The organism is Pseudomonas sp. HLS-6 TE3448, assembly GCF_053629555.1.
Genome location: NZ_JBRJIO010000001.1, coordinates 1,315,707 through 1,337,944 on the forward strand (window position 1 = coordinate 1,315,707; position 22,238 = coordinate 1,337,944).

Here is a 22,238-nt window from a genome sequence, read left to right on the forward strand (position 1 = left end):
TTTACGTCGTATTGGTTAGGTTTTTTAGTTTGAAGCGGTAAAGCAAAATCGTTTTGTACAGCTGCCCTTGCGGACCTTTTGCGACCCTTGCCCGTACCGGCGAAAGGGTCTTCAGACACGCCAGGCGGTCTTAATGGTTATCTTCGTGAGCCATCGACAGGTAGACGATGGTAAGCATCATGAAGATGAACGCTTGCAGGGTGATGATCAGGATGTGGAACACCGCCCACGCCCACTGCAGCACCACGCCCAGGCCGCTGAGCCAGAGCAGACCAGCACCGAACATCACGGCAATCAGGATGAACACCAGCTCGCCGGCGTACATGTTGCCGAAAAGACGCAGTGCCAGGGAGATTGGCTTGGCGATCAGGGTCACAAATTCCAGCAGGAAGTTCACCGGAATCAGCAGGATCTGAACGAAGATGTTCTTGCTGCCGAACGGATGCAGGGTCAGTTCGCCGAGGAAACCGCCGATGCCCTTGACCTTGATGCTGTAGAAAATGATCAACGCGAACACGCAGAAGGCCATGGCCAGGGTAGCGTTCGGGTCAGTCGTGGAGACTGCACGGAAAGGAATGTGCTTGTCGCCGGAAATCAGCATGGCCAGTTGAGGAATCCAGTCGACCGGTACCAGGTCGATGGCGTTCATCAGGAAGACCCAGACGAAGATGGTCAGCGCCAGCGGTGCGATAACCGGGCTACGACCGTGGAAACTGTCCTTGACCGAACCGTTGACGAACTCCACCAGCACTTCAACGAAGTTCTGCAGGCCGCCAGGTTGACCGGAAGTTGCTTTCCGGGCCGCCATGCGGAACAGGAGAATGAAGATCAGACCCAGCGCAAAGGACCAACCCAGGGTGTCCACGTGGAACGCCCAGAAGCCCATTGCTTTGGCTTCTGCTGCGGAATGGGCAAAACCCCAACCGCCGTCTGGTAGTTGACCGTAGGTCAAGTTCTGCAAGTGGTGCTGGATATAGCCCGAAGCGGTTTCTGCTGCCATGTTTGCCTCAAACGCCCTAAGGTCTCGAAAGTCTTGTTTTCACTAGCAGGGGCGCGAACCAGCTGACCAACTGGGTCAGCAGAAAGACGCCGAATACTGCTAATGGCGCCAATGGCTTCACTCCTGCAAACGTCAGCGCGAACAGCACTGCCGTCAAAATCAATTTGCCTGCCTCGCCAGCGTAAAACGACTTGACGATGGCCTGCGCTGCCCTGGCTCCGGTAAACCGAAAAGCCTTCCAAGCAAAGTACACATTCGGTAGCCAGGCAATCAGCCCTCCGCAGAGGCCTGAATATCCGTCGACTGCCCCGCGCCACTGCCACAACGCCAAGGCTGCCAACAGAAACACGACACACTGAGCCAGCAGTACCGGAAAAACCGCCCAGCGATGGAAAGGCAAGCGGTTTGGCGTGCGGGTTTCCATCACAACTGCTCCTCAAAAGTCGGCCAACCTGTCAACTCTGACTTGGCATAATTTGTGCCGACAAAATGCGCGCAGAGTATAGGGGCGGTTTAACCCCTATTCAACTGCTGGGTAGTGATTTCCGACTGTGCGCTACAACAGGAATTGTTTCAGCGGATGTGAGCAAGGACGCCCTGCAACTCATCCAGTGAGTTATAACGAATCACCAACTGGCCCTTGCCCTTGTTCCCATGACGGATCTGGACAGCCGAGCCCAACCGCTCTGCGAGCCGCTGTTCAAGGCGTGCGATGTCCGGATCAGGCTTGGCCGGTTCGACCGGTTCAGGCTTGCCATTGAGCCACTGACGGACCAGTGCTTCAGTCTGGCGCACCGTCAGTCCACGTGCGACAACATGTCGCGCCCCATCAACCTGTTGCTCATCCGGCAATCCGAGCAATGCACGTGCATGGCCCATTTCCAGATCGCCATGGGAGAGCATGGTCTTGATGACTTCCGGCAGGGTGATCAAGCGCAACAGGTTGGCCACGGTAACCCGCGACTTGCCCACGGCATCGGCAACCTGCTGTTGGGTCAGCTGGAACTCATGCTGCAGCCGTTGCAGGGCAATCGCCTCTTCCACCGGGTTGAGGTCCTCGCGCTGGATGTTCTCGATCAGGGCCATTGCGATGGCCGCCTCATCGGGTACATCACGAACCATTGCCGGAATGGTATCCATGCCGGCCTGCTGACTGGCGCGCCAGCGGCGCTCACCCGCAATGATTTCATAGCGATTGTCAGCGATCGGACGAACCACGATCGGCTGCATGACGCCCTGGCTACGGATCGAGTGCGCCAATTCCTCCAACGCCTGCGGATCCATGTCGCGGCGAGGTTGGTATTTCCCGCGCTCGATCAGGTCGAGCGGCAGGTGTTGCAGTTCTTTCTGATCAACTTTGACAGCCTGCTCTTCGAGCGCGCTGACAGTCGGACCACTCAGCAGTGCATCCAACCCACGTCCGAGACCTCGTTTCTTAACGGCCATACGGATTCCTTAAGTTGCTTGTGCAGTGCGAGATTGACGACGCTGGCGACGCACCATCTCACCGGCCAGGGCCAAGTAGGCCAAGGCACCGCGCGATTGCTTGTCATAGGCCAGCGCCGGCATGCCGAAGCTTGGTGCCTCGGCCAGGCGAATGTTGCGCGGGATCACGGTGTCGTACAGCTGATCACCGAAATGCTCCTTGAGCTGCGCCGATACATCATTGATCAGGCTCAGGCGCGGGTCGTACATGGTCCGCAGCAAGCCTTCGATCTTCAGCTGTGGATTAAGCCGCTCGGCAATCCGCTTGATGTTATCCACAAGGTCACTCAAACCTTCCAGCGCAAAGTATTCACATTGCATCGGAATGATCACGCCATCGGACGCGACCAAGGCGTTGAGGGTCAACATCGACAGCGACGGCGGGCAATCGATGAGGATGTAGTCGTAGCTTTCACGGATCGGCGCCAGCGCGGTACGCAGGCGACTCTCCTTCATCTGCATTTCCAGCAACACCACCTCGGCGGCGGTCAGGTCACGGTTGGCCGGCAGCAGTTGATAACCACCGTGCTCGGAGAAGCGCATGGCCTGGGCCAGATCGCATTCACCGATCAACAGGTCATAGACCGAATGTTCCAGGACGTGTTTATCCACACCACTGCCCATGGTGGCGTTGCCCTGTGGATCGAGATCGATCAGCAGCACGCGGCGCTTGGTCGCCACCAGCGATGCTGCGAGATTGATACAGGTGGTGGTCTTACCCACACCACCCTTCTGGTTCGCGATTGCGAATACCTTAGCCATTCTTGCTTGTGTTCCCAGTCATGCCGTGCGGCGCAGTATCAGCAGATGGCGCTGGCCTTGGCAACCCGGTACGGTCAAGGCCTGCTCGCTATCCACTTTGAAATCTGCCGGCAATGCTACCAGCTCATCAGCTGGATGCAGCCCTTTCATTGCCAGCCACTGCGTCTGGGTATCCCCCAGGTGCCGCGTCCAGTTAGTGAAGTTTTCCATGCTGCTGAAAGCACGCGAAATGATTCCGGTGAAAGGGCGCTCCGGCTGGAACGCCTCAACCCGATTGTGGATAACTTGCAGGTTATCCAGTTTCAATTCCAGCTTTACCTGAGTCAGGAAGCGGGTTTTCTTGCCATTGCTGTCGAGCACCGTGACCTGCTTTTCCGGATGCAGGATAGCCAATGGAATACCGGGCATGCCACCGCCGCTGCCGACGTCAAGCCAACGCTCGCTGTGGATAAACGGCATTACACTCAGGCTGTCGAGCAAATGACGGGAAACCATCTCGTCCGGGTTACGCACAGCGGTCAGGTTATACGCCTTGTTCCACTTGATCAGCAGTGCCAGGTACGCCAGCAGTTGCTCCTGCTGGCTGGCACTCAACTCGACGCCCAGTTCGCGGGCGCCTGTGGACAACTCTTCGGCATGTTGAGGGGTGACCATGGAACTCAAGCGCTTTGCTCCAACTCACGGCCTGCGCCGCGTTTTTTCAGGTGAATCAGCAAGAGTGAAATTGCTGCCGGGGTTACGCCAGGGATACGGGAAGCCTGACCCAATGTTTCCGGACGAGTCTGGCTGAGTTTGCTCTGAATTTCCTTGGAAAGCCCGGAAATGTTCGTGTAGTCGATATCCTCGGGCAAACGGGTATCTTCGCTGGCACGCAGACGAGCAATTTCTTCCTGCTGGCGATCGATATAGCCGGCGTACTTGGTCTTGATTTCGACCTGCTCGGCAACTTGTGGATCAATGCCTTCGCTACCAGTGACTTCGATCAAACCGGCGTAATCGATTTCCGGACGGGTGAGCAGGTTGAGCAGGTTGTACTCATGGCTCAGCGGCGTACCGAATTTCTCTGCAATGGCTTGGCCTTGCGCCGTACCAGGGCGTACCCAGGTGCTTTTCAAACGTTGTTCTTCGCGCTCGATACCTTCGCGTTTAGCGGTAAAGGCCGCCCAACGGGCGTCGTCGACCAGGCCCAGTTCGCGACCTTTTTCGGTCAGGCGCAGGTCGGCGTTGTCTTCACGCAGGATCAACCGGTACTCGGCCCGAGAAGTGAACATGCGGTACGGCTCTTGAGTACCGAGGGTGATCAGGTCGTCGACCAACACACCGATGTACGCTTCATCGCGGCGCGGGCACCAGCTTTCACGGCCCTGTGCACGCAACGCGGCGTTGGTCCCGGCCAGCAATCCTTGTGCACCGGCTTCTTCGTAGCCGGTGGTGCCGTTGATCTGGCCAGCAAAGAACAGGCCGCCAATCACTTTGGTTTCAAGGCTGTACTTGAGATCTCGCGGATCGAAGTAATCGTACTCGATGGCATAACCCGGACGAACGATGTGCGCATTCTCCATGCCGCGGATCGAGCGAACGATCTGCAGTTGCACGTCGAATGGCAGGGATGTGGATATCCCGTTCGGATACAGCTCGTGTGTCGTCAGGCCTTCAGGTTCGATAAAGACCTGATGGCTCTCCTTGTCCGCAAAGCGGTGAATCTTGTCTTCGATCGAAGGGCAGTAGCGCGGGCCAATACCCTCGATGACACCGGAATACATTGGCGAACGATCAAGGTTCGACGCAATGATTTCGTGGGTGCGGGCATTGGTGTGGGTAATCCAGCAACTGACCTGGCGCGGGTGCATCTGCTGCGACCCCATGAACGACATCACCGGGGTGGGCGTGTCACCCGCCTGTTCGGTCATCACCGAGAAATCCACAGAGCGACCATCGATACGTGGCGGGGTGCCGGTTTTCAGACGACCAACCCGTAAGGGCAATTCACGCAGGCGATGTGCCAGGGCAATCGACGGTGGATCACCGGCACGACCACCGGAGTAGTTCTGCAAACCGATGTGGATAAGTCCACCAAGGAAAGTACCGGTGGTCAGTACCACTGCATCGGCGAAGAAACGCAGGCCCATTTGAGTGACGACACCACGCACCTGGTCCTGCTCGACGATCAGGTCGTCGCACGACTGCTGGAATATCCACAGGTTGGGTTGGTTCTCAAGGATCTCGCGCACTACCGACTTGTAGATCGCACGGTCTGCCTGTGCACGGGTGGCACGTACTGCCGGACCTTTGCGGTTGTTCAGAACGCGGAACTGGATACCACTCTTGTCGGTTGCCAGCGCCATTGCGCCACCGAGTGCATCGATTTCCTTGACCAGGTGGCTTTTGCCAATACCACCGATGGCCGGGTTGCAACTCATATGACCGAGGGTTTCCACGTTGTGGGTCAACAGCAGGGTTTTCACACCCATGCGTGCTGACGCAAGCGCAGCCTCGGTACCGGCATGGCCGCCGCCGATGACGATCACTTCAAAACGGGAAGGGAAATCCACCACGCACCTCGTGCCTGTTTCGCGAATAAATAAGGGATAGCCGACAAGTATAGGGACTTCCCCCCCTCTAAAGGAACCTTTTGCACAAAATTTAACCAGCCTGTGGATGAGTGGCAGGCAATAGAAATTAAAGAGAGAAATTTATTAAAGCTTTGTTTTTATGTTTATTCTTATGCAGCCACCTTTCTGTGGATAAAGTGCTGCAGGCCTTTATCTACGTCATGTACAGCGATTTATAAGCCTGTGATCTAGTGGGTCTGAGCGTTCTGGATAAGCGCTTTAAGCCTGTGGATCAAATGGCTAGTTACCCACAGCGCAGGTTATCTCCAACCTTGAAGGCTAGTTATCAACGGAGCTGAAGGTGAGTTTTCCACAGGGCTTAATTCACAGGCAGCCAGCACACGGGCAGGAAAAATCCTCTGGCGTGACCTGTGAAGGCATTCGTGTCGGGAGAGAAAGGCGGGAGATGACGCGCAGCAGTCGGCTCGAAACTGAGCCGACTGTGGATAAGGTGCTTACTTGCCGATGCAGAAGCTGGAGAAGATTCGGCCCAACAAGTCGTCGGAGCTGAATGCACCGGTGATTTCACCAAGTGCTTGTTGTGCCTGACGCAGGTCTTCAGCCAAAAGCTCACCAGCGCCAGCCAGGGTCAACTGTGCACGACCGTGTTCAAGGTTGTCGCTGGCCTGGCGGAGCGCTTCCAGGTGGCGCCTGCGAGCGCTGAAGCTGCTCTCGGCGGTCTGTTCATAACCCATGCAGGCCTTGAGGTGTTCGCGCAGTAGATCAAGCCCCATGTCCGTATCCTTGGCACTCAAGGTAATGGTGACATGGCCATCATCGCTGTGCGTCATGGTGATCGGCTCACCACTGAGGTCCGCCTTGTTGCGAATCAGGGTGACCTTGGCGGGATCCGGGCGCAGATCAAGGAACTCTGGCCAGAGCGCAAAGGGATCGCTGGCTTCAGGTGCGGTGCTATCCACCACCAGCAATACCCGGTCGGCCTCGCCAATGGCTTTCAGTGCGCGTTCTACACCAATCTTTTCCACATGGTCGTCGGTGTCACGCAAACCGGCGGTATCGATGACATGCAGCGGCATGCCATCGATGTGGATATGTTCACGAAGAATGTCCCGGGTAGTACCGGCAATATCAGTGACGATGGCTGCCTCGCGACCGGCGAGCACGTTCAACAGGCTGGATTTGCCCGCGTTGGGGCGCCCGGCAATAACCACGTTCATGCCATCGCGCAGCAAGGCCCCCTGCCCGGCTTCGCGCAGTACTGTGGATAATTCAGCACGTACCTGATCAAGCATGCTCAAGACATGGCCATCGGCAAGGAAGTCGATTTCCTCTTCAGGGAAGTCGATGGCTGCTTCCACGTAGATGCGCAGGTTGATCAACCTCTCGGTGAGTTTATCCACACGTCGGGAAAACTCACCCTGCAACGAACGCAAGGCGTTACGTGCCGCTTGTGCAGAACTGGCCTCGATTAGATCGGCAATTGCTTCAGCCTGCGCCAGGTCAAGCTTGTCGTTGAGAAAAGCACGCTCGCTGAATTCACCAGGGCGAGCAAGCCGGCAGCCCAACTGCAGGCAACGCTGCAAGAGCATGTCCAGCACCACCGGGCCACCGTGCCCCTGGAGTTCGAGTACGTCTTCACCGGTAAACGAATTCGGTCCTGGGAAGTACAGCGCCAGCCCTTCGTCGATGACCTGGCCATCTTCACCGCGAAACGGCCCGTAATGCGCGTAGCGCGGGGTTAGTGTCCGGCCAGCGATCAACAACCCGGCTTGGCTCGCCAAGGGGCCGGAGATACGCACAATCCCTACCCCTCCGCGCCCTTGGGCGGTGGCGATGGCAGCGATGGTTTCACGCGGAGTATTCATGATCGACGGCCTCACGACAAAAACGACAGATAGCAAAACGCCCCACGAGGGGGCGTTTATCCACAGGTTAGCTGGCTAACCCGTTATGCAGCAGCTTTCTTGCTAGCCGCTTCGATGCTACGGGTGATGTACCACTGCTGAGTGATGGACAGCACGTTGTTCACAACCCAGTACAGCACCAGACCTGCAGGGAACCACAGGAAGAAGAAGGTGAAGATGATTGGCATCAGCTTCATCACCTTGGCCTGCATCGGATCCGGCGGGGTTGGGTTCAGACGCTGCTGAATGAACATGGTCGCGCCCATGATGATCGGCAGGATGAAGAACGGATCCTTGATCGACAGGTCGGTAATCCAGAACATCCAAGGTGCCTGGCGCATTTCCACGCTTTCCAGCAACACCCAGTACAGCGAAAGGAAGACTGGCATCTGCACCAGGATCGGCAGGCAGCCACCCAGCGGGTTGATCTTCTCTTTCTTGTACAGCTCCATCATGGCCTGCGACATTTTCTGCCGGTCATCGCCAAATTGTTCTTTCAGCGAAGCAAGCTTGGGTGCCACGGCACGCATGCGCGCCATCGAACGATAGCTGGCGGCCGACAGCGGGAAGAACAGTGCCTTGATCAGCATGGTCAGGACAATGATCGACCAGCCCCAGTTACCCAGGAGGCTGTGGATATGTTGCAGCAGCCAGAAAATTGGCTGGGCAATGAACCAGAGAATGCCGTAGTCGACGGTCAGTTCCAGGCCTGGGGACAACTCCTTGAGCTTGGACTGAATTTTCGGACCGGCATACAGCATGGTGCTGGTTTCGGCTTTACCACCTGCAGCGACTTCCAGTGTCGGGCCAGTGAAACCGATGATGTAGTTGCCTTGGCTGTCCTTGCGCGTCTGAACGATGTTGTTGTCAGACTTGTTCGGAATCCAGGCCGTCACGAAGTAGTGCTGCAGCCAGGCTACCCAACCACCAGACACATTTTCTTTCAGATTGCCCTTGTCGATGTCTTTCATCGACACTTTTTTGTACGGCTCTGCACTTGTCCACAGGGCAGCACCCAGGTAAGTGGCAGTACCGGTGGCAGTGCTCGAGGACGGATCCGAGCTGGCATCGCGCTTGAGCTGGGCAAACAGGTTGCCGCTCCAGGCCTGACCGCTCTGGTTGTCGATCAGGTAGCTGACCGTCAGGTCGTACTCACCGCGCTTGAGTGTAAAGCGCTTGATGTAGTTGACGCCGTTGTCGCTGAACTTCAGGTCGACGACCAGTTGATCCTGACCGTCGGCCAGTTGATAACTTTTCTGTTCGGTAGCGTACAGCGGGCGACCAGATGGACGAGCATCCGGGCCGTTGGTACCGGTCAGGCCGCTCTGTGCCAGGTAAACACGCTCGCCGCCGTTGTCGAACAGCTGGAACGGAATATCGGGATGGTCCTGACGGCGCGGGTATTTCGGCAGCATCAGCTGCGCGATATCACCGCCATTGGGATCGATAGCCAGATCAAGAACATCGGTCTTGACCCGAATCAGGTCTTTGCTGATGGCAACCGGGGCCAGTTCGGTCGAATTCGACTCGGGGTTGGCGCTCGGAACATCGGCACTGGCGGAATTGCTTGCGGCCCGCGCGGTGTCCGGCAACGCCGGCGCGGTGGCGGCGTTCTGGGTCGGCAAGGCTGCCTGTCCGTAGTCCTGGTTCCACTTAAGAACCATGACATAAGACACGATTGCCAGGGCGACGATCAGGATCGTGCGTTTAATATCCATGATTACTCGGCTATCGAAGAAGTACGGGAAGAAGAAGCGGGCGGAACCGGGTCGTATCCACCAGGGTTCCACGGATGGCAACGCCCCAGTCGACGAACGGTCAGCCAACTGCCACGCAGAAGACCATGAGACTCAATGGCTTCGAGTGCGTAGCAGGAGCAGGAGGGGTAGAAACGACAGTGGTTGGCCATCAGAGGACTAATGGCGTAACGGTAAAACTGGATCGGAACGAGTGCCAGTTTACGCATCTGGACTGTCTACCCCTACGGATTCGGTTGGCGCTGGAGCGGGCCGATTACGCGCAAGACGCTTCCAGAGCTTGCCAAAATGTTGGTGCAATTCTGGGTTTTCGATCTCGCCCAGGCCTTTGCGCGCAACGATAACGATATCCCAACCTGCCAATAGATCTTGGTGAAGGCGGAATGAGTCGCGCATCAATCGCTTGAGTCGATTTCGCTGAACGGAGAGCTTGACGCTCTTTTTCCCGATCACAAGCCCCAAGCGGGGGTGATCCAGACCGTTCTCGCGGGCAAGGAGCAAAAGATTCTTGCCTGGAACCTTGCCGGTTGGGGAGTCGAAGACCGCTTTGAAATGTCGGGGGGTCAGCAGACGCTTTTCCCGACTGAAGTCCTGACTCACCACCTGTGCCGAATGATCAAACGGCCAGACGCTTACGGCCTTTGGCACGACGACGCGACAGAACGGCACGACCGTTCTTGGTGGCCATACGGGCACGGAAACCGTGAGTGCGAGCGCGCTTGATGGTGCTTGGTTGGAAAGTACGTTTCATGGCGTGTTACCTGGTTCGTCGACTACGGGCCGGAATGGCCCCCGTTTTAAGAGATCGGCGATTCTAGAGAAAGCAAGGCCATAGGTCAATTTCCAACCAGCTTTTCCTTATAGGTGGTCACGTGGGTGGGGGTTGGGTGTGAACGTGTCGAGGTACAGCGTTCAGACCTAAACATAAAAAAAGAGAGAGGAATTATTTAAAGCTTTTCTGTAAATCTTATAAAGCTTATGTAGAAGAATTCTGTGGATAAGGTTCTACAGGCCTTTATTTACATGGCGTACAGAGAATTTAAACCTTGTCGGGAAGCGGTGCTCTGGCTGTGCCGAACGCTCGGAAAATCTGTGGATAAAAATGCGAGTTATCAACACGCGAGTTATCAACAGATTTCGACCCGCACTTGTGCAAAGACCTCAGGTGCGGTTATCCACAGGGCTTATTCACACCCCTCCAGCATCATTTTGTTCACTAAGTCGCTGATCTATCACCACGCTCATCGCATCGGCATGTGGATAACTGCGCGGCCGGTCGGGTACAATGGCTGCTTGTTTTTGCCTCACCGGCTTTCAAACTCAGGGGATATCCGTGTCAGTGGAACTTTGGCAGCAGTGCGTAGAGCTTCTGCGCGATGAACTGCCTGCCCAGCAATTCAACACCTGGATCCGTCCGCTACAGGTCGAAGCCGAAGGCGACGAGTTGCGCGTGTATGCGCCCAACCGTTTCGTTCTCGATTGGGTCAATGAGAAGTACCTTGGGCGTCTGCTCGAACTGCTAGGCGAACAGGGCAACGGCATTGCGCCAGCGCTTTCCTTATTAATAGGCAGCAGACGCAGCTCTGCGCCTCGCGCTGCGCCCAATGCGCCGCTGGCGGCCGCTGTTGCCGCTTCCCAGGCGCAAGCCGCTCAAGTCGCCCCGCCGGTCGTTGAACCGATCGCTGCGCCAGTTGTGGCTCAAATCGAGGATGCGCCTTCACGCGATAGCTTCGATGCCATGGGGGAAAACAACGCCCCCCCTGCTTCTGGCGGCCGGGCCGAACAACGAACCGTGCAGGTTGAAGGTGCGTTGAAACACACCAGCTACCTGAACCGTACCTTTACCTTCGAGAACTTTGTCGAAGGTAAATCCAACCAGTTGGCCCGTGCGGCTGCCTGGCAAGTGGCCGACAACCCGAAACATGGCTATAACCCCCTCTTCCTTTATGGGGGCGTTGGCCTGGGTAAAACGCACTTGATGCATGCTGTGGGTAACCACCTGCTCAAGAAAAATCCGAATGCCAAGGTTGTCTACCTGCATTCCGAGCGTTTTGTTGCGGATATGGTGAAGGCACTGCAGCTCAATGCCATCAACGAATTCAAGCGTTTCTACCGTTCGGTCGATGCGCTGCTGATCGATGACATTCAGTTCTTTGCCCGTAAAGAGCGTTCGCAGGAAGAGTTTTTCCACACCTTCAACGCCTTGCTTGAGGGCGGTCAGCAGGTCATTCTCACCAGTGACCGTTACCCGAAGGAAATCGAAGGCCTGGAAGAACGCCTGAAGTCTCGTTTCGGTTGGGGATTGACGGTTGCCGTCGAGCCACCGGAGCTGGAGACGCGGGTGGCGATCCTGATGAAGAAGGCCGATCAGGCCAAGGTCGATCTCCCGCACGATGCGGCGTTCTTTATCGCTCAGCGGATTCGTTCCAACGTCCGTGAACTTGAAGGTGCGCTCAAGCGGGTCATTGCCCACTCGCACTTCATGGGCCGTGACATCACCATTGAACTGATTCGGGAGTCGCTCAAGGATCTTCTGGCGCTGCAGGACAAACTGGTGAGTGTGGATAACATCCAGCGCACCGTTGCCGAGTACTACAAGATCAAGATCTCCGATCTGTTGTCCAAGCGGCGTTCCCGCTCGGTCGCGCGACCACGACAAGTGGCGATGGCGTTGTCCAAGGAACTGACCAACCACAGCTTGCCTGAAATTGGCGACGTATTTGGCGGTCGTGACCACACGACAGTGTTGCACGCGTGCCGCAAGATTAACGAACTCAAGGAATCCGACGCGGATATCCGCGAGGACTACAAGAACCTGCTGCGGACGCTGACAACGTGATGACTGTCAGCGCAGCTTATTAAAGGCAAGGGACTAGACCATGCATTTCACCATTCAACGCGAAGCCCTGTTGAAACCCCTGCAACTGGTCGCAGGCGTCGTCGAGCGCCGTCAGACCTTGCCGGTATTGTCCAACGTGCTGCTGGTTGTCCAAGGCCAACAACTGTCGCTTACCGGTACCGACCTGGAAGTGGAACTGGTTGGCCGTGTGCAATTGGAGGAGCCTGCCGAACCAGGCGAGATCACGGTACCTGCGCGCAAGCTGATGGACATCTGCAAAAGCCTGCCGAGCGATGCGCTGATCGACATCAAGGTCGATGAGCAAAAGCTGCTGGTCAAGGCGGGTCGCAGCCGCTTCACCCTGTCGACCCTGCCTGCCAACGATTTCCCGACAGTCGAGGAAGGCCCAGGTTCTCTGACCTGCACCCTGGAGCAAAGCAAGCTGCGCCGATTGATCGAGCGCACCAGCTTTGCCATGGCTCAGCAGGACGTTCGTTACTACCTCAACGGTATGCTGCTGGAAGTATCCACAGGCACACTGCGGGCCGTTGCTACCGATGGCCATCGCCTGGCAATGTGCTCGATGAGCGCAAACATCGATCAAGCAGATCGTCATCAGGTGATCGTGCCACGCAAGGGTATTCTTGAGCTGGCGCGTCTGCTGACCGAGCCGGATGGCACTGTCAGCATTGTGCTTGGCCAACACCATATCCGTGCAACCACTGGCGAGTTCACGTTCACCTCGAAGCTGGTCGATGGCAAGTTCCCGGACTACGAGCGCGTGCTGCCCAAGGGCGGTGACAAGCTGGTAGTGGGCGACCGTCAGGCACTGCGTGAAGCATTCAGCCGTACCGCAATTCTGTCCAACGAAAAGTACCGTGGTATTCGTCTGCAACTGGCCAATGCCCAGCTGAAGATTCAGGCGAACAACCCGGAGCAGGAAGAAGCGGAAGAGGAAATCAGCGTCGACTACAACGGCAACTCGTTGGAAATCGGTTTCAACGTCAGCTACCTGTTAGATGTACTGGGTGTCATGACCACCGAGCAGGTTCGTCTGATTCTGTCTGACTCCAACAGCAGTGCCTTGCTGCAGGAAGCAGGCAATGACGATTCCGCATACGTCGTCATGCCGATGCGTCTGTAACCTTGTCTCGCGTAGTCTAGATGTCCCTCAGTCGCGTTTCTGTCACCGCGGTGCGTAATCTGCACCCGGTGACATTCTCCCCCTCCCCCCGCATCAACATTCTGCATGGCGCCAACGGCAGCGGAAAAACCAGCGTTCTTGAAGCGATCCATTTGTTGGGTCTTGCCCGCTCCTTCCGCAGCACACGTTTGAACCCGGTTATTCAGTATGAACAGTTGGCCTGCACCGTGTTCGGTCAGGTTGAATTGGCCGAGGGTGGTTCAAGCAACTTGGGTATTTCCCGGGATCGCCAAGGGGAGTTCACTATTCGTATCGACGGGCAGAATGCCCGTAGCACGGCTCAATTGGCTGAAATTCTGCCGTTGCAATTGATCAATCCGGACAGCTTTCGCCTCCTGGAGGGCGCTCCTAAAATCCGCCGGCAGTTTCTCGATTGGGGGGTGTTCCACGTGGAACCTCGCTTCATGGGAACCTGGCAGCGACTGCAGAAGGCCCTGCGGCAGCGGAACTCATGGTTGCGGCATGGTACACTTGACCCAGTTTCGCAAGCGGCATGGGACCGGGAATTGTGCCTGGCCAGTGCGGAATTGGATGAATACCGCCGTACTTACATCAAAGCCTTGAAGCCGGTTTTCGAGCAAACCTTGAGTGAGTTGGTCGAGCTTGAAGGATTGACCCTCAGCTATTACCGCGGTTGGGACAAGGACCGGGAGCTTAGTGAAGTTCTCGCCAGCTCCCTGCAGCGGGATCAGCAAATGGGCCACACCCAGGCAGGGCCGCAACGTGCGGATCTGCGCTTGAGGCTAGGCGGGCATAACGCCGCGGAGATTCTCTCCCGGGGCCAGCAAAAGCTAGTGGTGTGCGCATTACGTATCGCCCAAGGCCATCTGGTCAGCCAGGCTCGGCGAGGTCAGTGTATTTATCTGGTGGATGACTTGCCGTCCGAGTTGGATGAGCAGCACCGCCACGCGCTTTGTCGTTTGTTGGAAGAATTACGCTGCCAGGTATTTATCACCTGTGTAGATCACGAATTATTGAGGGAAGGCTGGCAGACGGAAACGCCAGTTGCCTTGTTCCACGTGGAACAGGGCCGTATCACCCAGACCCACGACCATCGGGAGTGAAGGCATGAGCGAAAATCAAACGTACGACTCCTCCAGCATTAAAGTGCTGAAAGGGCTGGATGCCGTGCGCAAGCGTCCCGGTATGTACATTGGCGACACCGATGATGGTAGCGGCCTGCACCACATGGTGTTCGAGGTGGTCGATAACTCGATCGACGAAGCCCTCGCTGGCCACTGTGACGACATCACCGTAATTATTCACCCGGACGAGTCCATCACCGTCCGCGACAACGGCCGTGGCATCCCGGTCGATGTGCATAAAGAAGAAGGCGTCTCTGCCGCAGAGGTCATCATGACCGTTCTGCACGCTGGCGGTAAATTCGACGACAACTCCTATAAAGTCTCCGGTGGTCTGCACGGTGTGGGTGTTTCTGTAGTAAACGCCCTTTCTGAGCAACTGGTATTGACCGTTCGCCGCAGCGGCAAGATCTGGGAACAGATCTACGTTCATGGTGTTCCACAGGCACCGATGAAAATCGTTGGTGAAAGTGAAACGACCGGTACCCAGATCCACTTCAAGCCATCGGCTGAGACCTTCAAGAATATCCACTTCAGCTGGGACATCCTGGCCAAGCGTATTCGCGAACTGTCGTTCCTCAACTCGGGTGTCGGTATCCTGCTGAAGGATGAGCGCTCCGGTAAGGACGAGCACTTCAAATACGAAGGTGGTCTGCGCGCATTCGTTGAGTACCTGAACACCAACAAGACGCCGGTCAACCAGGTGTTCCACTTCAATGTTCAGCGTGAAGACGGTGTGGGTGTCGAGATTGCCCTGCAGTGGAACGACAGCTTCAACGAGAACCTGTTGTGCTTTACCAACAACATTCCACAGCGTGATGGCGGTACTCACCTGGTTGGTTTCCGCTCGGCGCTGACCCGTAACCTGAACAACTACATCGAGCAGGAAGGTCTGGCCAAGAAGAACAAGGTCTCGACCACTGGCGATGATGCCCGTGAAGGTCTGACCGCGATCATCTCGGTCAAGGTTCCAGATCCGAAGTTCAGTTCCCAGACTAAAGACAAGCTGGTTTCTTCTGAAGTGAAGACGGCAGTGGAACAGGAGATGGGCAAGTACTTCTCCGACTTCCTGCTGGAGAATCCGAACGAAGCCAAGGCCGTTGTTGGCAAGATGATCGACGCGGCGCGTGCTCGTGAAGCAGCGCGCAAGGCTCGGGAAATGACCCGCCGTAAAGGTGCGCTGGATATCGCGGGCCTGCCAGGCAAACTGGCTGACTGCCAGGAGAAGGACCCTGCCCTTTCCGAACTGTACCTGGTGGAGGGTGACTCCGCAGGTGGTTCGGCCAAGCAAGGCCGTAACCGCAAGACCCAGGCAATCCTGCCGCTCAAAGGTAAGATCCTCAACGTCGAGAAAGCACGTTTCGACAAGATGATCTCTTCCCAGGAAGTCGGCACGCTGATCACTGCGTTGGGTTGTGGTATCGGGCGCGACGAGTACAACATCGAAAAACTGCGTTATCACAACATCATCATCATGACCGATGCTGACGTTGACGGTTCGCACATTCGTACCCTGCTGCTGACCTTCTTCTTCCGTCAGTTGCCGGAACTGGTTGAGCGCGGCTATATCTACATTGCCCAGCCACCGCTGTACAAGGTGAAAAAAGGCAAGCAGGAGCAGTACATCAAGGACGACGAGGCCATGGAAGAGTACATGACCCAGTCGGCCCTCGAGGACGCAAGCCTGCACCTGAACGACTCGGCCCCGGGGATTTCCGGTGAGGCGCTGGAGCGTCTGGTCAACGAGTTCCGCACCGTGATGAAGACCCTCAAGCGTCTGTCGCGCCTGTACCCACAGGAGCTGACCGAGCACTTCATCTACCTGCCGGCGGTATCGCTTGAACAACTGTCTGACCATGCCGGGATGCAAGCCTGGCTGGCCAAGTTCGACGAGCGCCTGCGCACCAGCGAGAAGTCCGGCCTGGCCTACAAGGCCAGCCTGCGTGAAGACCGCGAGCGCAATGTCTGGCTGCCAGAAGTGGAAATCACCTCTCACGGCTTGGCCAGCTACGTGACCTTCAACCGTGACTTCTTTGGCAGTAACGACTACCGGACCGTTACCGCTCTGGGTTCGCAGTTGGTCACTCTGCTGGACGACGGCGCCTATGTTCAACGTGGCGAGCGCAAGAAGGCCGTTACCGAGTTCAAGGAAGCCCTTGACTGGCTGATGACTGAAAGCACCAAGCGCCACACCATTCAGCGCTACAAAGGGTTGGGCGAGATGAACCCGGACCAACTGTGGGAAACCACCATGGACCCAAGCGTGCGTCGCATGCTCAGGGTGACTATTGAAGACGCGATCGCTGCCGATCAGATCTTCAACACCTTGATGGGCGATGCGGTCGAGCCGCGTCGTGAGTTCATCGAGAGCAACGCACTGGCAGTGTCCAACCTGGACTTCTGATTAGCTGTAGGCTCACAAATCTGTGACCGGCCAGAACCCGCCCTTCAAGGTTGGTAGGCCAAGAGAACGGCCCGCGTAAGCGGGCTTTTCTTTTTACGCCTGAAGTCTTTGGCGAGGAAAATTCCCCCTTCCCGTGCTCCGTTTTAGCGAAGCTCACATTTCTGTTGCGGGAAGCCTAACCGCTAACTCACGCCTACCTGAGGTTGAGGTCCGGCTGCGCGAATGGCGGGTGCGCAAGCCGGGCTCCTCGCTTGGGTGCTGCACAGCGCCGTTCAGGCCTGCTCCAGCTCCCGCCAGCCGCCGGCTACGCGCTGCTCCAGTCGCGCCGGACTGCTATCCAGGCGCAGCAGGTTCAGCCAGCCGTGATTGACTAGGTTGCGCACCACCTCATGCTTGTCGATCACGCTGTCGATCATGCTCCGCGGCGCCTCGATCACGACGCTCAGGCGCAGCGGCCGGTGCACCCAGTGCTCACCGTCATGCAGCGACTGGCGTGACAGGCCGATGCGCAAATCGCCGCCGTTGCCCTCGAACACGCCGATATGCCCGCCCACCACGTTATGCAGCACCTTGTTGCCGCTGCCGAAGCGCAGGTTGTCGGTGGTCGAGGTGAAGTACTGCAGGTTGATCCAGTGCGCCACCACCATCGGCGCGGTCATGATCAGTTCCAGCACTTGGCCCTCGCCATCCTGGCGCCAGTCGTAGTCGTGCAAGAAGGCGCGCCCTTGCAGATCCACGCCACGGGTGCGCGCGCGCGGTGCGGCTATGAATGCAGCGTTGCCCGCCAGCCCCCATTCCGGGCGGGTTTGCGCCCAGTCGCGGGCGCGGCGGCGAAGCGCAGCAAGCAGCTTCTGCGGACGATCCGCCAGGGCCGCCAGCCCCAGTTGCGAGGCCCGTTCGCTGCGCACCCGGAAACTTGCTTCGTCCAGCGCCTGGCGCACCCGCTGCCATGCAGGCTGCAGCGCGGGTGATAGGCTCTCGGTGGCGAACACCTGCACTTCGTCGGTGCTGGTGTTGTGCAGTCCGGCGAGCACATGGCAGTGATAAGGCAAGTCCAATCCCTGCTCGCGCAGCGCCATGCGCACCTCTCCATCGTTCAACAGGTCGGCGAGTAGACGGGCGTTGACCTCGCCGCTCTGGCCGCAACAAGCGCCGCAGTCGAGCCCCGCCGCCTGAGGGTTGTTGGCGCTCTGGCTGCCGTGCCCGAGTAGTACCAGTATCGGCGGAACCGTTGCCCCAAGACCCATGGCGCGAAGGATGCGAGCGGCCAGCTCAGCTTTCTGGGTCGGTGTCAGTGCCGGCAGTACCGGCCTGAGTTGTTGCCACTCCGCTCCACGCAAGGCAGCCCGGTGCGCCTCGCCACGGTCCCGGAGCAGCCCCCAAGTGCGGCCAAGCAGCGCGCCGGCATAGCCCAATCCGACGCTTTCCACCAGGGTGAAGGTCGAAGCTGGCAGGCGTTCAAACAGGCGCCAGCGCCCACTTCGTGCAAGGCGAGCCTTACGCAGCTGCGCCAGCAGATCGTCCTGTCGCTCATCACCGGTGCTATCGCCGACCTGCAGTTGTGGTGCGAGCAGGCCGGGCAGTTGCGGTCGCGTGGCAGCGGTCCCCAGTGGGGTGTAGGCGATGGGCAGGCCAAAGAATCCGGCGAAACCGCCGGTTTCCAGCTCTGGGCAGACTGCTTCCAGCGCACGGCGCAGCGGCTCGGAACGCACGTCGATGCAGAAGAACAGCTTGGCCAGCGGTGCCTGTACCGGTGCAGGCGCCAGGGGATGGCACAGGCGCCGCTGCAATTGTTCCTGCCAGGCCAGCTCATCGGCCCGCTGCCACAGTTGCAATGCCTGCCAAGCTGTTCCGGGCGACTGTAGACGTCCCTTCTGCCAGGCCGCTCGCCAGCTGTGCCAGCGGCTTTGCGGCTCTCGCTGACGGTCGTCCACCAACCATTCCCAGGCTGCACGAATGGCCAGCAGATCCAGCAGCGTGTCGTCGTCATTGCCCTGCAGTCGCGCCTGCCAGCGCTGGTAGGCGCACCAGGAGGCCCAGCCGAGGCTGCGCAACAGCAGGCAGTCGAACCATTCCTCCCATTCATCGGCAAGTAGGCCCAGGTGCTGCACGGCCGCCTCCAGCGCTACCTGCGGCGCATCCGGTAGCTCTGCGATGCGCTCGCTGAGACGTGGGCAGGCGCTAAGCACACTCAGGCCCCGGTCCTCCAGCAGGGTCGCACGCCAAGCCCGGTAGAGCCCGCCCGCCTCGCCCGGCCGCCAGTCGGCTTGCTCCCGGTCGAACCAAGCGGCACAGCACTGACCGATCTGCTGTGTGATCAGCACTGGCCAGCCCGGCAGCGGCAGGCCAGGTTCGGCCATGTCCTCCAGCAGTGGCAGGCTCCGGGCAGTCGCTGGCGGGCCGTCCAGGGCCTGCACTAGCTGCGTCGGGGTGAAGTCCTGCACGGTCTCGGCGAGGGCCTGGCGCAGGTGGCGATCGGCGATACGCCCGTCTCGCCAGGCCTGCCGATAGTCGTCAGGTCCCAGCGTCAGGCGGCTGCCAGCGCGCCTCCAGAGCTGTTCGGCGACGTCGTGCCAGGGCTGCCCGCGGCGTTCCCAGAGCGGGCTGACCGCGATCATGCGGTCCAGCGGCCAGGTCGGCGCAATGCGCGCGCATGCTTGCCGGGCTACCGCGATCAGGGCATCCCGCTGAAAGGTGGCAAGGGGTTCGAGTGCGGTCATGGGCAGTCTCCGGCGAAGGATGGGGTGGGCTGTGGCCTGCGTACCGGCCACAGGCGGAAGGTCAGGCGAGTGAAGTGCTCATCCAGGTAGAAGCCGGCAAAAGCCAGGGGATACAGCCGTCGGGCCAGTGCACCCTGAGGGCGGGCAAGGATCCAGGCCTGCAGCATGTAGAGTGCAGCGAAAAGCAGCAGCGCCAGCAGGGTCAGGTACGGTGGATGAACCGCATGCGCCGGGCTCGCACCGAGGATCCAGGCCGCGGCTTGGTGCCAGAGCAGGTATGCCCCCAGTAGCAGGCTGAAAATGGCTAGCCCGTAAAGCTTGGCGCCCTGGCGTAGTAGGGCCCATGGCGCCAGACCGATGGCGAGGATCACCAGGGCCACCTGGGGCAATACGTGACCAGGAAGCAACCACTGCCAGGCCCCCTGTACCAGCAGTAATCCTAGAGCCGCCAGTAGCAGGGCCAGCAAGAGCCCGCCCAGGCTGATCGCGGGGGCTGGCGGCTGTAGTGCATGGTGCCGCGCCTGTGTAACCGTCTCGCCCGCAGCCAGGAAAGCGTGCGCCTTGTAGAGCGAGTGTGCCAGCAGGTGCACCAGGGCCAGCTCATAGAGCCCCAGACCGCACTCCAGCAGCATGAAACCCATCTGCGCGCAGGTGGACCAGGCCAGGCGGACCTTGATGCTGACGCGTGTCATCATCACGAGGACGGCGAGCACTGCCGTGAAGCCGCCGATTGCTACCAGCAAGGTCTGAGCGGGTACTGCGGCGGAAATCAGCGGCGCAAAGCGCAGCAACAGGAAGCCGCCAAGGTTGACCAGCCCTGCATGCAGCAGCGCCGAGACTGGGGTGGGCGCTTCCATCACTTGGATCAGCCATCCATGCACCGGCAGTTGCGCGGACTTGAGAATCACTGCCAAGGCCAGCAGCACGGCTGCTAGTTGCAGGTCCCAGCCAAGGGCACCGGAAGCCTGCAGCCGCATCGTGACGTGTTCGAGAATCGCCTCCATGCTGCTGCCGCCAGCAGCGTGCACCAACAGCAGGGTGGCCAGAAGCATGCAGGCATCGGCTAGGCGGCTGGCCAGGAACTTCTTGTGCGCCACCACCAGAGCCATTGGGCGGTCGCGGTAGAACGTGAGCAACTGGTGCAGGCACAGGCTAGAGATGATCCAGGCGCCAACCAGTAGCAACAGATCATCGGCGGTTACCACCGTGGCTACCGAACTCAGAGTGCCCAGCAGCGCCAGGACATAGCGCCGCTGGCCTGGTTCTCCCTCTAGGTAGCGCCGGGAGTATTCGATGATGATCAGGGCTAGCAGACTCACCAGCCCGGCCATCGCCAACCCCAGGCGGTCGTTGTCGCGTCCATCTATGGCGGCTTGCAGCCAAGCGCCCAGCACCAGGATCAGCCCCAGGTGACCTGCTATGCGGGCGGGCAACCAGAAGCGCGCTGGGGGACGGCTGCACATCGTCGGTAACAGCGCCAGCGCATAGACCCAAGGCAAAAGCGAAGCGAGGTGGTAAAGAACGGTTGGCATGGGAGCTTCTCCATGGCGAGTCGATGGCGATAGTCTCCGGTAGCACTTGATCTATGAAAAATAGATAGATCAGAATCTATCGTTCCCTTTTTAAGAACAGACCATGCGCCGATTGAACTTCCACCACCTGCACTACTTCTGGGCCGTGGCCAAGGAAGGCAACCTCACCCGCGCCGCGCAGTTCCTGCACGTTTCGCAGTCGTCCCTGTCGACCCAGATCCGTGCTCTGGAGGACCAGCTCGGACACCCGCTGTTCATCCGTTCTGGTCGAAGCTTGCTGCTGACCGAGGCGGGCCGGATGGCGCTGGACTACGCGGATACGATCTTCGCCCTCGGCAGCGAGCTGCAAACGACTCTTCTGAGTAGCCAGCAGGCCAGCCAGGCACTGCACATTGGCGCGGTGGCAACCCTGTCGCGAAATTTCCAGGAGAATCTTCTGCGCCCATTCCTGGGCCGAAAAGATCTGCGCATAACCCTCGAGTCCGGGAGCCTGGACGAGTTGCTGGAGCGCTTGGCACTACACAAGCTGGATGTCGTGCTGACCAACAAGGCCGTCAGCGCCGACGCCCAGCGCACCTGGCAATGCCGCCTCCTGGATCGTCAGGCTGTGTGCTTGGTTGGGCCACCGCGCAGTGCAGGGCAACCCTTCGACCTGAGCCGCGACCTGAACCGTGCGCGTCTAATCGTTCCGGGCCGCAGTAGCGATATCCGCAGCCAGTTTGAGGTCTACTGCAATAGCCACGCCTTTACTCCGATCATTTGCGCAGAAGTCGACGACATGGCCATGCTGCGCCTCCTGGCTCGCGACTCGGGGGATCTCGCTTTGCTTCCGGCGGTCGTGGTGCAGGATGAACTGAAGAGCGGCTCGCTCCAGCTCTACGCGGAGGTTCCCGAGATTGCCGAGCAGTTTTTCGCCGTTACGCTACAACGACATTTCAACCTGAGCATCCTTGACGAACTGCTGCGTAGAGACTGA

18 protein-coding genes are annotated in these 22,238 nt (G+C 58.5%); 5 read left to right on the forward strand and 13 right to left on the reverse strand.

The features are described 5' to 3' along the window. Nucleotides 1–130: 130 nt before the first annotated feature. From atpB to rpmH, 11 genes are all read right to left on the reverse strand, one after another. On the reverse strand, nucleotides 131–1,000 hold the full coding sequence (gene atpB / locus AB7M23_RS06195) for a F0F1 ATP synthase subunit A (protein WP_065759571.1): 870 nt from the start codon (nucleotides 998–1,000) through the stop codon (nucleotides 131–133). 16 nt (nucleotides 1,001–1,016) lie between these two features. Further along, a complete protein-coding gene (locus tag AB7M23_RS06200; protein WP_065759570.1) occupies nucleotides 1,017–1,424 on the reverse strand; it encodes a F0F1 ATP synthase subunit I in 408 nt (135 codons plus the stop codon). A 149-nt stretch (nucleotides 1,425–1,573) separates the two neighbouring features. After that, nucleotides 1,574–2,446: a ParB/RepB/Spo0J family partition protein gene (locus AB7M23_RS06205; RefSeq protein WP_065759569.1), complete on the reverse strand. Its 873-nt coding sequence runs from the start codon at nucleotides 2,444–2,446 to the stop codon at nucleotides 1,574–1,576. A 9-nt stretch (nucleotides 2,447–2,455) separates the two neighbouring features. Beyond that, a complete protein-coding gene (locus AB7M23_RS06210) occupies nucleotides 2,456–3,247 on the reverse strand; it encodes a ParA family protein (RefSeq protein WP_065759568.1) in 792 nt (263 codons plus the stop codon). 18 nt (nucleotides 3,248–3,265) lie between these two features. After that, entirely contained in the window at nucleotides 3,266–3,901 is a 636-nt protein-coding gene (rsmG, locus tag AB7M23_RS06215) for a 16S rRNA (guanine(527)-N(7))-methyltransferase RsmG (RefSeq protein WP_176717420.1), read from the reverse strand. A 5-nt stretch (nucleotides 3,902–3,906) separates the two neighbouring features. Then, nucleotides 3,907–5,799 carry a tRNA uridine-5-carboxymethylaminomethyl(34) synthesis enzyme MnmG gene (mnmG, locus tag AB7M23_RS06220; protein ID WP_099776491.1) on the reverse strand — a complete coding sequence of 631 codons (1,893 nt, stop codon included), beginning with the start codon at nucleotides 5,797–5,799 and terminating at the stop codon, nucleotides 3,907–3,909. A gap of 515 nt (nucleotides 5,800–6,314) precedes the next feature. Next, nucleotides 6,315–7,685, reverse strand: a complete 1,371-nt coding sequence (mnmE, locus tag AB7M23_RS06225; protein ID WP_454240422.1) for a tRNA uridine-5-carboxymethylaminomethyl(34) synthesis GTPase MnmE — start codon at nucleotides 7,683–7,685, stop codon at nucleotides 6,315–6,317. Between the two features lie 83 nt (nucleotides 7,686–7,768). Continuing rightward, nucleotides 7,769–9,442 (reverse strand): membrane protein insertase YidC, encoded by a 1,674-nt coding sequence (gene yidC, locus AB7M23_RS06230; protein ID WP_065759564.1) that lies wholly within the window; start codon nucleotides 9,440–9,442, stop codon nucleotides 7,769–7,771. A gap of 2 nt (nucleotides 9,443–9,444) precedes the next feature. Beyond that, a complete protein-coding gene (gene yidD / locus AB7M23_RS06235; protein WP_099776493.1) occupies nucleotides 9,445–9,690 on the reverse strand; it encodes a membrane protein insertion efficiency factor YidD in 246 nt (81 codons plus the stop codon). Next, nucleotides 9,683–10,084, reverse strand: a complete 402-nt coding sequence (gene rnpA, locus AB7M23_RS06240) for a ribonuclease P protein component (protein ID WP_065759563.1) — start codon at nucleotides 10,082–10,084, stop codon at nucleotides 9,683–9,685. The genes yidD and rnpA overlap by 8 nt, the downstream gene beginning before the upstream one ends. Nucleotides 10,085–10,097: 13 nt before the next feature. Beyond that, the gene (gene rpmH / locus AB7M23_RS06245; protein WP_002551315.1) at nucleotides 10,098–10,232 is read right to left on the reverse strand and encodes a 50S ribosomal protein L34; all 135 of its coding nucleotides are present in this window, start codon (nucleotides 10,230–10,232) and stop codon (nucleotides 10,098–10,100) included. A gap of 582 nt (nucleotides 10,233–10,814) precedes the next feature. On the opposite strand from rpmH, the gene dnaA reads away from it, so the two are divergent. The 4 genes from dnaA to gyrB are packed head-to-tail and all read left to right on the forward strand — an operon-like array spanning nucleotide 10,815 to nucleotide 17,010. Further along, nucleotides 10,815–12,320: a chromosomal replication initiator protein DnaA gene (gene dnaA, locus AB7M23_RS06250; RefSeq protein ID WP_065759562.1), complete on the forward strand. Its 1,506-nt coding sequence runs from the start codon at nucleotides 10,815–10,817 to the stop codon at nucleotides 12,318–12,320. A gap of 40 nt (nucleotides 12,321–12,360) precedes the next feature. Further along, nucleotides 12,361–13,464 (forward strand): DNA polymerase III subunit beta, encoded by a 1,104-nt coding sequence (gene dnaN / locus AB7M23_RS06255; RefSeq protein ID WP_454240423.1) that lies wholly within the window; start codon nucleotides 12,361–12,363, stop codon nucleotides 13,462–13,464. A gap of 20 nt (nucleotides 13,465–13,484) precedes the next feature. Then, nucleotides 13,485–14,588, forward strand: a complete 1,104-nt coding sequence (gene recF / locus AB7M23_RS06260; RefSeq protein ID WP_065759560.1) for a DNA replication/repair protein RecF — start codon at nucleotides 13,485–13,487, stop codon at nucleotides 14,586–14,588. A gap of 4 nt (nucleotides 14,589–14,592) precedes the next feature. Further along, a complete protein-coding gene (gyrB, locus tag AB7M23_RS06265) occupies nucleotides 14,593–17,010 on the forward strand; it encodes a DNA topoisomerase (ATP-hydrolyzing) subunit B (protein ID WP_454240424.1) in 2,418 nt (805 codons plus the stop codon). Nucleotides 17,011–17,282: 272 nt separating this feature from the next. Here gyrB and AB7M23_RS06270 read toward each other — a convergent pair whose 3' ends face one another. Both AB7M23_RS06270 and AB7M23_RS06275 read right to left on the reverse strand, forming a co-directional pair. Beyond that, the gene (locus AB7M23_RS06270; protein WP_454240425.1) at nucleotides 17,283–19,730 is read right to left on the reverse strand and encodes a YbcC family protein; all 2,448 of its coding nucleotides are present in this window, start codon (nucleotides 19,728–19,730) and stop codon (nucleotides 17,283–17,285) included. Then, nucleotides 19,727–21,262 carry an NADH-quinone oxidoreductase subunit L gene (locus tag AB7M23_RS06275; RefSeq protein ID WP_454240426.1) on the reverse strand — a complete coding sequence of 512 codons (1,536 nt, stop codon included), beginning with the start codon at nucleotides 21,260–21,262 and terminating at the stop codon, nucleotides 19,727–19,729. The genes AB7M23_RS06270 and AB7M23_RS06275 overlap by 4 nt, the downstream gene beginning before the upstream one ends. Nucleotides 21,263–21,365: 103 nt before the next feature. Between AB7M23_RS06275 and AB7M23_RS06280 the strand changes: the two genes are divergently transcribed. Beyond that, nucleotides 21,366–22,238: a LysR family transcriptional regulator gene (locus tag AB7M23_RS06280; protein WP_102053019.1), complete on the forward strand. Its 873-nt coding sequence runs from the start codon at nucleotides 21,366–21,368 to the stop codon at nucleotides 22,236–22,238.